The organism is Dyella sp. CR10 (assembly GCF_055814425.1).
Genome location: NZ_CP185986.1, coordinates 2,290,109 through 2,301,384, shown reverse-complemented (window position 1 = coordinate 2,301,384; position 11,276 = coordinate 2,290,109). Strand labels below are relative to the sequence as shown.

14 protein-coding genes are annotated in these 11,276 nt (G+C 68.0%); 6 read left to right on the top strand and 8 right to left on the bottom strand.

All coding sequences use genetic code 11. The features are described 5' to 3' along the window. Position 1: 1 nt before the first annotated feature. On the bottom strand, positions 2–724 hold the full coding sequence (gene phbB / locus ACNR9O_RS10195) for an acetoacetyl-CoA reductase (protein WP_473680913.1): 723 nt from the start codon (positions 722–724) through the stop codon (positions 2–4). Between the two features lie 222 nt (positions 725–946). On the opposite strand from phbB, the gene ACNR9O_RS10190 reads away from it, so the two are divergent. The 3 genes from ACNR9O_RS10190 (at position 947) to ACNR9O_RS10180 (ending at position 4,187) form a co-directional block, all read left to right on the top strand. Next, the gene (locus tag ACNR9O_RS10190; RefSeq protein WP_473680915.1) at positions 947–2,242 is read left to right on the top strand and encodes an alpha/beta family hydrolase; all 1,296 of its coding nucleotides are present in this window, start codon (positions 947–949) and stop codon (positions 2,240–2,242) included. Positions 2,243–2,380: 138 nt separating this feature from the next. After that, complete coding sequence (locus tag ACNR9O_RS10185) at positions 2,381–2,827, top strand: Hsp20/alpha crystallin family protein (RefSeq protein WP_473680917.1); 447 nt, start codon at positions 2,381–2,383, stop codon at positions 2,825–2,827. Between the two features lie 82 nt (positions 2,828–2,909). Next, the gene (locus ACNR9O_RS10180) at positions 2,910–4,187 is read left to right on the top strand and encodes an erythromycin esterase family protein (protein ID WP_473680919.1); all 1,278 of its coding nucleotides are present in this window, start codon (positions 2,910–2,912) and stop codon (positions 4,185–4,187) included. Positions 4,188–4,244: 57 nt separating this feature from the next. On the opposite strand, the gene ACNR9O_RS10175 is transcribed toward ACNR9O_RS10180, so the two are convergent. The 3 genes from ACNR9O_RS10175 to ACNR9O_RS10165 form a co-directional block, all read right to left on the bottom strand. Next, positions 4,245–5,078, bottom strand: a complete 834-nt coding sequence (locus ACNR9O_RS10175; protein ID WP_473680921.1) for a universal stress protein — start codon at positions 5,076–5,078, stop codon at positions 4,245–4,247. A gap of 25 nt (positions 5,079–5,103) precedes the next feature. Next, positions 5,104–5,310: a dodecin family protein gene (locus ACNR9O_RS10170; protein ID WP_473680923.1), complete on the bottom strand. Its 207-nt coding sequence runs from the start codon at positions 5,308–5,310 to the stop codon at positions 5,104–5,106. A gap of 190 nt (positions 5,311–5,500) precedes the next feature. Beyond that, positions 5,501–5,827 carry a hypothetical protein gene (locus tag ACNR9O_RS10165; protein WP_473680925.1) on the bottom strand — a complete coding sequence of 109 codons (327 nt, stop codon included), beginning with the start codon at positions 5,825–5,827 and terminating at the stop codon, positions 5,501–5,503. 127 nt (positions 5,828–5,954) lie between these two features. Between ACNR9O_RS10165 and ACNR9O_RS10160 the strand changes: the two genes are divergently transcribed. Further along, positions 5,955–6,164, top strand: a complete 210-nt coding sequence (locus tag ACNR9O_RS10160) for a ChaB family protein (RefSeq protein ID WP_473680927.1) — start codon at positions 5,955–5,957, stop codon at positions 6,162–6,164. A 15-nt stretch (positions 6,165–6,179) separates the two neighbouring features. Here ACNR9O_RS10160 and ACNR9O_RS10155 read toward each other — a convergent pair whose 3' ends face one another. Further along, on the bottom strand, positions 6,180–6,644 hold the full coding sequence (locus tag ACNR9O_RS10155; protein ID WP_473680929.1) for a DUF3775 domain-containing protein: 465 nt from the start codon (positions 6,642–6,644) through the stop codon (positions 6,180–6,182). A 28-nt stretch (positions 6,645–6,672) separates the two neighbouring features. Then, positions 6,673–7,317, bottom strand: coding sequence for a nitroreductase family protein (locus ACNR9O_RS10150; RefSeq protein ID WP_473680931.1), 645 nt, complete (start codon positions 7,315–7,317; stop codon positions 6,673–6,675). Positions 7,318–7,438: 121 nt separating this feature from the next. On the opposite strand from ACNR9O_RS10150, the gene ACNR9O_RS10145 reads away from it, so the two are divergent. Continuing rightward, positions 7,439–8,158, top strand: coding sequence for a CBS domain-containing protein (locus ACNR9O_RS10145; protein WP_473680933.1), 720 nt, complete (start codon positions 7,439–7,441; stop codon positions 8,156–8,158). Here the strand turns inward: ACNR9O_RS10145 and ftsH are convergent. Continuing rightward, positions 8,155–10,029: an ATP-dependent zinc metalloprotease FtsH gene (ftsH, locus tag ACNR9O_RS10140; protein ID WP_473680935.1), complete on the bottom strand. Its 1,875-nt coding sequence runs from the start codon at positions 10,027–10,029 to the stop codon at positions 8,155–8,157. The genes ACNR9O_RS10145 and ftsH overlap by 4 nt on opposite strands. Before the next feature lie 124 nt (positions 10,030–10,153). Here ftsH and ACNR9O_RS10135 point away from each other — a divergent pair, with 124 nt between their 5' ends. After that, positions 10,154–10,591 (top strand): hypothetical protein, encoded by a 438-nt coding sequence (locus ACNR9O_RS10135; protein ID WP_473680937.1) that lies wholly within the window; start codon positions 10,154–10,156, stop codon positions 10,589–10,591. 21 nt (positions 10,592–10,612) lie between these two features. Here ACNR9O_RS10135 and ACNR9O_RS10130 read toward each other — a convergent pair whose 3' ends face one another. After that, entirely contained in the window at positions 10,613–11,155 is a 543-nt protein-coding gene (locus ACNR9O_RS10130) for a flavodoxin family protein (protein WP_473680939.1), read from the bottom strand. Positions 11,156–11,276: the final 121 nt, after the last annotated feature.

The window sequence follows — 11,276 nt, the reverse complement described above, 5'->3', positions numbered from 1 at the left end:
GTCAGCCCATGTGCTGGCCGCCATTGATATCGATGGTGGCGCCGGTGATGAAGCCCGCATCGTCGCGCACCAGCATGGCCACGACGCTGGCGATCTCCTCCGGCAAGCCCAGGCGCGCTACCGGAATGTCCTGGACGATGCGCTTGAGCACGTCCGGCGCCACCGCGCCGACCATCTCGGTTTCGCAGTAGCCGGGGGCCACCGCGTTCACGGTGATGCCCTTGCGCGCACTCTCCAGCGCCAGCGCCTTGGTGAAGCCGATCACGCCCGCCTTGGAGGCGGCGTAGTTGGCCTGGCCGAGCTGGCCTTTCTCGCCGTTGATCGAGCTGATGTTGACGATGCGGCCGAAGCCGCGCTCGCGCATGCCGCCGACCACATGCCGGCACATGTTGAACATCGAGCCGAGGTTGGTGCGGATGACTTCCCACCATTGTTCTTCGCTCATGCGATGCAGCATCGCATCGCGGGTGATCCCGGCGTTGTTGACCAGGATGTCCACCGGGCCGAGGTCCCGTTCGATGCGGAGGAGGCCCTCGGCGCAGGCGGCATGGTCGGAGACGTCCCAGCCGTACACCGGAATGCCGGTGTCGCCGACGAAGGCCTGCGCCGCCTGTTCGTTGCCGCGGTACACCGCGGCGACCACGCAACCTTCTTCCCGCAGGCGGATGGCGATGGCGCGGCCCAGGCCGCGGGTTCCTCCAGTGACGACGGCGATGCGCGGCATGGCGGTTCACTCCTGGTGCAAAGGGAAACGTGTCCATGACGCCAAAGCGCGCCGCCGGCGTCATTGATCCGCATCAAGCGCGAGGCAGGGAAGGCGGCCATCGCGCCGGATTGACGATAGTCAAGTCATTATCGACCGGGAGGATCACAGTGCGCAGCGACGCTGGTCGTTTCATCCGTGCCGGCGTCTGCATAACCCGTGCCGCCATGCGGAGGGCCATCGATGACGCTGCCTCGCCAAGGTTATTTCAACGACCGTGAACATGCCGCCGAAAGGTTGGCGGACGCACTCATGGGCTATCGCGGTCAGAACCCGTTGATCCTGGCCATTCCCCGCGGCGGCGTGCCGATCGGTCGCCTGCTGGCCGATCGGCTGGGTGGGGAGCTGGATGTCGTACTCGTGCGGAAACTCGGCGCGCCCGGCCACGAGGAATTCGCCATCGGTGCGGTGGACGAGGCGGGTAACGTGCAATTGGCCGACTATGCCGGCGGCGTCGGCGCGGATGCCGCCTATGTGGAGCGCGAGGCGACGCGCCAGCGTGCGTTGATCGCGCGCCGGCGCGAGCTGTACAGCCCGCACCGCCAGGCGGTCGATCCGGCCGGACGCGTGACGATCGTGGTGGACGACGGCCTGGCGACAGGTTTCACCATGCGCGCCGCGCTGGCCTCGGTGCGCACGCGCCGGCCGGCGCATCTGGTGTGCGCGGTGCCGGTCGCTTCGCCGCGCAGCCTGGCCGAGACGCGTGCGCTGTGCGACGACATCGTGTGCCTGGCCGCGCCGCACGAATTCATGGCGGTGAGCCAGTACTACGGGGCCTTCCCGCCGGTGGAGGACGACGAAGTGGTCGGGTTGTTGTCCCGCGCGCGGCCGCCCGCCGGTTCGGCCATGGCCTTGCCCGTGCGCATCCCGGTGGAGGGGCTGCAGTTGCAGGGGGATTTGCAGGTGCCGGCCGGCGCCACCGGCCTGGTGGTATTCGCCCACGGCAGCGGCAGCAGCCGGCTCAGTCCGCGCAATCGGCAGGTGGCGCAGGCCCTGCAACGTCACGGCCTGGCCACGCTGCTGTTCGATCTGCTCGCCGAGGAAGAGGACGTGACGATCGCCGCGCGCTTCGACATCGGCCGCCTCGCCGCGCGCCTGGAGGCGGCGGTGGACTGGGCGACACGGCAGCCACCCGTCGCGCGCCTGCCACTGGGGTTGTTTGGCGCCAGCACCGGCGCCGCAGCGGCGCTCATCGTGGCGGCGCGCCTGCCGCGCGTGGTGAAGGCGGTGGTGTCGCGCGGAGGGCGACCGGATCTGGCCGGGCATGCCGTGCTCGACGAGGTGCGGGCGCCGACGATGCTCATCGTCGGCAGCGCGGATACCGACGTGGTCGCGCTCAACAAATCCGCGCTCGCCTCCATGTCGCGCACCGTGGAACTCGTGCTGGTGCCGGGTGCGACGCACCTGTTCGAAGAGCCTGGCACGCTGGAGCGCGTCGCCGAACTGGCCAGCGGCTGGTTCATGCGCTGGCTGACCTAAGGCGATGTGCGCCGGCATTGACTTGCGTCAATGGCGCGAGCCTGCACCGGACTACGCTTGATGATGGACTCCGTGGCGGCCCTGCGCGGCCGGCGGAGGACGCGCGACCCTATCGACCTTGATCGGAGGAACTGTTCCATGACAAGCATGACTCGCTGGAATCCTTTCAAAAGCCTGGCAAGGATCGACCCGGCGGCGGATTTGGATGATTTCTTCCGCGGTTTTGGCCTGCGTCCGCGCTGGAACGAAATGGCCATCACGCCGGACGTGCGCATCAATGTGACCGAGAACGACACCACGTATCGTGTCGAAGCGGAGATTCCGGGCGTCGACAAGAACGACATCGACGTGTCCATCAACGGCGACCAGGTGTCGATCACCGCGGAGGTCAAGCGCGAGTCCAAGGAGAAGGACGATCACCGCGAGATCTTCACCGAGCGCAGTTACGGCCAGGTCTATCGTTCGTTCACGCTGCCTGGCGAAGTGGACAACACCAAGGCCACCGCGCATTACGAGAACGGCGTGCTCACCCTGGAGCTGCCCAAGAAAAAGAACGGGAGCGCCCGCAAGCTCGCCGTGAGCTGACGCGGCCAGGCCACCGCCCGCGCGCCGTGGGCATCGGCGCGCGGCGATGGGGCCGGGGCCGCCATCCGACCAAGGGCTCCGCATGACCGTGCTCAATCCGCTCGAACTGATCCGGTCCACGGCGATCCGCCTTGGCGGGAACGCGCATGACTACGATGCGCTGCTCGAAGCCGTCGGCGACCGTCCGCTGGTTCTGCTGGGTGAAGCCACGCACGGCACGAGCGAGTTCTACCGCATGCGGGCGGAGATCACGTTGCGCCTGATTCGCGAGAAAGCATTCGACGCCGTGGCCGTGGAGGCCGATTGGCCGGACGCTTATCGCCTCAATCGCTATGTGCGCGGCGAGGGTGGGAGCGCGGATGCCGTAACCGCTTTCGATGATTTTCAGCGCTTCCCGGTGTGGATGTGGCGCAACGAGGAAGTGCTGCGCTTCATCCGCCAGTTGCACGAGTTCAATGCCTCTCGTCAGGCCGATGGCCACGTCGGCTTCTACGGCCTGGACATGTATAGCCTGTATCGCTCGTCCGAGGCGGTGATCGATTACCTCGAAGGTGTGGATCAGGAGCAGGCGGCGCTGGCGCGCGAGCAGTACGCGACGCTAGACCACGTGCGCGACCCGCAGCGCTACGGTTACGAAGCGGTCTACGGCCTGCGCCCCGATGCGCGGGCAGCGGTGCAAGAGCGGCTCAACGAATTGCTCCGTCGCGCGCCCGGTTACCTGGGCCTGGACGGCCGCCCGGCGGCGGATGCTTTCTTCTTCGCCGAGCGCAACGCGCAGGTGGTCAAGAGCGCCGAGGCTTATTACCGCGCGATGTTCGCTGGCCGCGCCGAAAGCTGGAATCTGCGCGACCGGCACATGGTCGACACGCTGTTCGCCCTGCAGGCCTATCTGCGCGGGCAAGGACGGCCCGGGCGCGTGGTGATATGGGCGCACAATTCGCATCTGGGCGACGCGCGCGCGACGGAGATGGCGCGCGGCGGCGAGTGGAACGTCGGCCAGCTGGTGCGCGAGGCGGTCGGTCCTCGGAGGTGTTTCCTGGTCGGCTTCACCACCAGTACCGGTACGGTGACAGCGGCGCACGACTGGGGCGGTGCGGCCGAGAGCCGCAAGATCCGCCCGGCCGTGCCGGAAAGCTACGAGGGGTTGTTCCAGCGCACGCGGCTGGAGCGTTTCTACCTGCCGCTGGGCGGCCGCTCGGGCGATGCCTTGCGCGTGCCCATGCTCGAGCGCGCGATCGGTGTGCTGTATCGGCCGGAGACGGAGTACCAGAGCCACTATTTCATGGCATCGCTGCCGGAGCAGTTCGATGCGGTGTTTCACCTGGACGAGACCAGCGCGGTGGAGCCGATGGACGAATGACTCCGCCAGGATGCGGCTCAGGCGCGGCATCCTGGCGTCCGTCGTCTTCCTGATGCCCTAATGGCGGAACAGCACCGGCAGTTTCGCGTGCTCCAGCACGTGGCGCGTGGCTCCACCCAGTACCCATTCACGGAAGCGCGTGTGGCCATAGGCGCCCATCACCAGCAGGCCTGCGCCGGCTTCGGCGGCGAAGCGCAGCAGGGCCGCGCCCACTTCCTCGTCACCGTTGCCGGCGAGCATCTGGCTTTCGGCGTGCAGGCCGTGGCGCAGCAGGTAGCCGGCGAGATCGAACGGCGGCTTCCATGCCAGCATGCTGGACGGTTCGCGCTGTTCGCCGTGCAGGATCACGATGCGGCGCGCGCGGGCGAGCAGCGGCAAGGCCGCGTGCGCAGCGCGCAAGGCCTCGGCCGAGCCGTTCCATGCGACGGTTACGGTATCCAGCGCGGGTACGTGCGCAGGCGCTTCGTGCGGCACCACCAGGCAGGGCAGGTTGGCGCCGAGCACGATATTGCCGACGGCCGAGATCGAACCCCAGGGCGTGTTCGCGGTGCGTTCGACGACGAGCATGTCGTGCCAGCTGCCCGCCAGGGCCAGCGCGTCGGGCACGTAGCCCTCGGCCACCAGCCATGAGGCCTTGCGCAAACCGAGCTTGAGCACGGCTTCCTCGAAGGCGGGGGCCGCCGCATAGGCCTCTTCCTCCAGTTCGCGCGTCGCTTCGTACAGCTCCGCCATCAGCTCGGGTGCCTCGTAGGATGGCATGGCCGTGGCAGGCGAAGCGCAGATCCAGGTGCCGGTCAGATGGGCGTCGAAGACGCAGGCCAGCCGCGCGGCGTATTCGACGCCAGGCGACCAGTGCTTGAAGCTTTCGGAGAAGACCAGGATGTCGCGCATGGCATATGTCCGCGGCGCAGGCCGCTCAATCGACGATGAAGGTGACGCGCAGGCAGGCGCGCCATTCGGTGATGTCGCCGTTAGGCGCGGTGCGTACCTTGATGTCGCTGACCCACGCGCCCTGGATCTCGTCGATGGTGTCGGCGACCTTGCGCAAGCCGCCCTGGATCGCGTCTTCCAGGCTCTTGCCGGAGGCGGCATTGATCTCGATGGTCTTGGCGATGTTGCTCATGGCGCACCCTCGCGGAAAAGGCGGCGCACGCGGTGCGTGCCGCGACAGATGCATCCAATGTAGGACCGTGCCGCCGGCCCTTATTGATCTGCGTCAAGGGGCCCCGTCGAACCGATGGTTTTCCGCATGGGCATGCATCACCGCCGGCGTGGAAGGTCCACTCCGGCGGTGCAATGCCTTCGGTCGTCTGCTAGGGCTTGCTGAAACCCATGTGCAGGGTGATCTGATCGCCGCTCTTGAGGGACGCCATGGCGGCGGGCGGGAAATGCACTTTCAGCGTCATGCCGCCGGCGGTGACATCCACGGTGCCGGTCTTGGGATCGGTAGCGGTCACGGTGGCGGGCATGGCATGCATGCCCTGCATGTTCTTCATCATGCCGCCGTGATGACGCATGGGCGCACCGGCACTTTGGGCGGGGGCGGGCATGGTGTCCTGGGCCTGCAGGCCGCCGGCGGCCAGAAGCAGGGCGAGCAGCACGAGCGGGGTGGAGCGGCGGCGCAGCGGAACGCGTTTCATGGTTCGCCTCCATCGGCCTGGGAACCCGCTCATCCTGCGCTTTCTCCCGTCAAGAAATACTGAAAAACACGCGACGCTCGCGCGGTGCATGCTGTGATGCGCGGCAACTTCCCGCGAGAGAGGGCGCATGCCTTACCGCCACAACCACGATCTTCCACCTTCGGTGCGTGGGCATCTGCCGGAACATGCCCAGGACATCTATCGCGAAGCATTCAATCACGCTTACGAAGCGCACACGGACGATCCGCGCCAGGAAGAGGCGGCGCATCGCATCGCCTGGGCGGCGGTCAAGCGCAGTTACGAGAAGCGCGGGGATCGCTGGGTGCCGATCGGCTGATGGTGCGGTGGCGACTCAGAGCCGTTCCTCCGCCGAGTCCTCGCAGGAAAAGCCCAGCGCAGCCAGGCCTTCCCGCAGGTAGTCGGCGGCCAGCGGGGTGCCCAGGAAGTAGCTGAGCGTCCGCGCGTTCAACGCGTCCCCGGCTTCGGCGCGCAGTTCCGGCCAATCCGTCACCGACAGGCCATCGCGCCCCAGCCACATCAACGCCACCAGATCCGCCTTCTCGTCGACGCTCAGGTCGCCGATGAAAGAAGCCAGCTCCTGGTAAAGCGGGTTCTCCTTGAAGCTGTTTTCCTGGTCATGCAGCGCATCGATGTCTTCTTCGTCGAGGGGAGAGGGAACGGCGCCGTCGGCGGCATCGGGTGCCATGCTCAGCGCGTCGTACTCGCGCAATCGTTCTAGCAGGAAGCAGACGGTCTCCGGTGCGATGGTGAGGGCGACGATGCGGCCGTCGCTCCTGGTATCTGGTGCGTTGTTCATGTCGGTGCTCATCGGCGGAGGGGCAGCGCTAGAGGCTGGCCGGGTAACCCACGGTCTGCGCGAAGGTGACGAACTGACCGGGTGCGAGCCGCAGCGCGTCGGCGAGGCGCGCGTGGTCGATGGCGCCGCGGAACACGGTGCCCAGGCCCTCCGAGGCGCAGTACAGATAGACGTTCTGGCCCATGAAGGCGGCATCCACCGACGCGTAGAGGCGGCGTTCCTCCGTACCAATGTCACCCATGCGCTCGCCGTGGGCCACGTAGATCAGCTCGATGGGTGCGACACCCACGAAATCCTGCACGCCGGCCGAAGCGCGCACATCCCCGGGCAGGTGCAGCGCCAGTTCGTGGCGCTCGGGCGCGTAGCGCCAGATGCCGTCGTCCATCGCCGCATACAGATCGATGACCTGGATGTGGCGCCAGTACGGCGCGGTGCGCTCGCCGCCGTCGCCGCGATGGATGCCGGCGGCGACCCACAGCAGGTCGGCCAGCTGCTGTTCCGACAGCGGCGTGGCGGCATAGGCGCGCGTCGAGCGGCGTCGCCGCAGCGCGTCGAACAACGGCAATCCGCCGGCGGCGCGGGGCGACGGCAGCGCGCGGATGGAACCCGGCGCGACGCGATAGGACGCATGGACAGTCGCCGTGCCGGATTGTTGGGGCGAAGGAGCGGACATGGCACATCTCGCCTGGAACGAGGTTCAAGTCATACGCTGCGGCCGATCCGGCAACTTGATGCAGATCAACGCCACGCCCGTGCCGGCCCCGATACTGACGCGGACCCTCGGGAGATGATCGATGAAAGTCCGCGACGCCATGACCCGGCACGTGCAGACGCTCGGCCCGGATACGCCCCTGCTCGACGCCATGCGCCTGATGCTGCGCGAGCGCGTCAGCGGGCTGCCGGTGCTCGACGCCGGCGGCACGGTCGTCGGCATCCTGACCGAGGGCGACTTGATGCGGCGTGCCGAGCTGGGTACCGAACGCACGCATCCGCGCTGGCTGAGCTTCGTGCTCGGCGGCGGCATGCTGGCACGGGACTACACCGCCAGCCATGGCCGGCGCGTGTATGAGGTGATGACCCATGAGGTGATCACGATCGATGCCGGCGCGTCGCTGGCCGACGCCGTGCATCTGATGGAGGAGCACCGCATCAAACGCCTGCCGGTGCTGCACCGCGGCTGGCTCGAAGGCATCCTGAGCCGGGCCGACCTGATGCGCGCTTTCGTCGCGGCGACGCCGGGCATCGCGTCCGACGATTTGTCGGACGCGGCGATCGCCCGGCGCATCGCGATCGAGTTCGACGTGCAGTCCTGGGCTCCGCGCAACACGGTACGCGCCGATGTGCAGGCAGGCGTGGTCACGCTGCGTGGCGTGTTGCTCAACGACGCCACCCGCGATGCGCTGAAGGTGCTGGTCGAGAACGTGCCGGGCGTGACGCGCGTGGTCGACCAGCTCGCCACCGTCGAACCGTTGACCGGCACGGTGATTCGCCTGCCGGATGCCGCGGCCCGCTAGGCGGGTGTCTTGCCGGCGGGCGTCGCGATCGTCGGCGTGCCTTCGGCGGTCGCGGCCGGCGGCAGCAACACGGCGCGCAATTCGTCGCCCGAGAGGGTCTCCTTCGCCAGCAGCCGCAATGCCGCGCGTTCCAGCGCCGCGCGTTCGCCCGCAAGGATCGCGCGTGCACGTACGAAGGCATCGTCGATGAGTTCGCGCACGGCCTTGTCGACGGTGGCCGCGGTCGCTTCGCTATAGGGCTTGGGGCCATGTTCGGCCGGCCGGATGTCGAGCATGGTGGTCGCGCCGGATTCGTAGCTCACCTGACCCAGTTCGGGCGCCATGCCATAGCTCAGTACCATGCTGCGTGCGATCTCGGTGGCCTTGGCCAGGTCGTCCGCCGCGCCGGTGGAAATGTCGCCGAAGATCAGCGATTCGGCGGCGCGGCCGCCCAGCAGCACGGTCATCCGGTCGGTCAGTTCGACGCGCGACATCAGGAACCGGTCCTCGGTGGGGCGCTGGATGGTGTAACCCAGCGCAGCGATGCCGCGCGGAATGATCGAGACCTTCTGCACCGCGTCGGCGCCGGGCAGCGCCAGTGCGACGAGCGCGTGGCCGAGTTCGTGATAGGCCACCATGCGGCGCTCGGCGGGGTTGAGGATGCGCGTCTTCTTCTCCAGGCCGGCGATCACCCGCTCGATCGCTTCGGCGATGTCGGCCTGCTGTACGGTTTCGGCGCCGCGGCGCGTTGCCAGCAGGGCCGCTTCGTTGATCAGGTTGGCCAGGTCCGCGCCGGTAAAGCCGGTGGTGAGCGCGGCGATGTCTTCCAGCGAGACGGCCGGGTCGAGCTTCACCTTGCGCGCATGCACGCTCAGGATCGCCACGCGTCCGCGCTTGTCAGGACGGTCCACCAGGATCTGCCGATCGAAGCGGCCGGCGCGGAGCAGGGCGGGGTCGAGGATTTCGGGGCGATTGGTGGCCGCCAGCAGCACGACGCCGCCGCTCGGATCGAAACCGTCCAGTTCGGTGAGCAGCTGGTTGAGCGTCTGCTCCTTTTCGTCCTGGCCGCCGCTGACCGGCGATACGCCGCGTGCGCGGCCGAGCGCGTCCAGTTCGTCGATGAAGATGATGCACGGGGCGCTTTCCCGCGCGCGTTCGAACAGGTCGCGCACGCGCGCCGCGCCCACGCCGACAAACAGCTCCACGAACTCCGAGCCGCTGATGGACAGGAACGGCACGCCCGCTTCGCCGGCGACAGCGCGGGCCAGCAGGGTTTTGCCGGTGCCGGGCGGGCCGACCAGCAGCACGCCCTTGGGGATATGTGCGCCGAGGCGGCCGTAGCCTTGTGGGTCACGCAGGAAGGCGATGATCTCCTTGAGCTCTTCTTTGGCCTCATCGACCCCGGCCACGTCCGCGAACGTGGTGCTGATGGCGCGTTCCATGAAGATCTTCGCCTTGCTCTTGCCGATGGCCATCAGCCCGTCGCCGCGTCCGGCCGGGGCGCGGCCCGCCAGGAACATCCACACGCCGGCGAACAGCAGCAGCGGAAACAGCCAGCCCACGATGCGCTGGAGCAGGCCGTTGCCGGGCTCGCCGCTGTAGGTCACCTTGGCGGCCGACAGCGCGCGCGCCAGCTCGTCGGGCACCCGTATCGCCGTGAAATGGCGCGTGCGGCCCTTGGCATCGGGTTTGCGGTAGGTGCCTTCGACGGTCTGGTCGGTGACCGTCACCTCGGCCACGTCGCCGGCCTGCAGCGCCGTCACGAACTGGCTGTACGGAATGGTCTCGCGCGCGATGTCGGCGGTGATATAGCTCTGCATCGCCAGCACGCCCAGCAGGGCGACGAATGCATACCAGAGCGCCAGATGCTGCTGTTTTGCCGGCTTGGCCATGCCGTGATCCTCGAGCGATCGTCATCGATATCGTGGCAAGAGCGCGCGATGCCGAGTTGACGCACGTCAACGCGGCAAGGCGCGCGCGCGGGATGCTTGTGCGCGAGGATCGCGCGGAGGAAGCATGAAGACGCCCATCCTGCTGTTCGCCTTCTGCCTGGCCGGCGCCGCCCTGGTACAGATGCCGGCGGCGCCGCGCGGCTGCGAGCTGGCTTTTTCCTCGCGCAGCTGGTGGCCGCTCTACCGTGGCTTCACCGGCGACGGCACGGTGCGCTGCCACGACGGGCGGAGCGTGCGCGTGCACGTCATCGCCCAGGGACATGGCCTGAGCATCGACCACTGGAAGATCGAGCACGCCAACGGCCGCTACAGCCAGCTCACGAGCATGGACGATGCGCTGGGGCATTACGTGCGCACGCGGGACGGCGCGCGCCTGGTGAAGGACGGCCGCGGCGATGCGCCCGAGAGTGCGCGGCCGCACCTGGCCCTGGTCGGTCGTGGCGTCGGCTTCGAGGCGGACGACGATATCGATGACCTGCGCATCGAACGCGCCGACCCCTGACGGACCGGCGCGGCGTTGTTTTCAGGCCCGTACCCAGGGGCTCACGCCATGGTCGTTTTCGCGCATCGGCCTGAGGGCGGGCCGACGTGGCATGCGCGCGAGACCGGCAGCGAAATCGGCGATCTGCGCCTGGCAGCGGTTGCGCATCACGTCGTCGTGGCGCAGCGCCAGCGCGGCGAACGGGTTCTGGCCAAGCAACTTGTCCATCTCGCCGAACACGGTATCGGCGCCGTCGCCGCCCATCGTGCAGAAGAAGGCGGCCTGGCGGATGTGGCGCGCCTTGTCGTGCAGGAAGCGTCGCATCGGGCTGGCCATATGCCCCATCCATACCGGCGTGCCGAGCACCACCAGGTCGTACTGCGACAGCGGCATGCAGGACGGCTTGATATCCGGCAGCGCGCCGCGCATGGCTTCCCAAGCCGATTGCACGAAGCCGAACAGGCCATGGCGGGGGCGCGCGTCCTGGATCGCCAGCGTGTCGGCGCCGAGCTTATCGGCGAGCAGGCGGGCGACCTGGCGCGTTGCGCCGGTGCGGCTGTAGTAGACGACCAGCATGTTGGACATGGCGCGTGCCCCCTGCAGCATGGCGGATGGGAATGGATGAGCCGGTGTTCGTATTCCGCGCGGGCATGAGGTGTCCCGCACAGGGCCATGCTGGCCCCGCCGAACGCCGGCCGGCTTGATC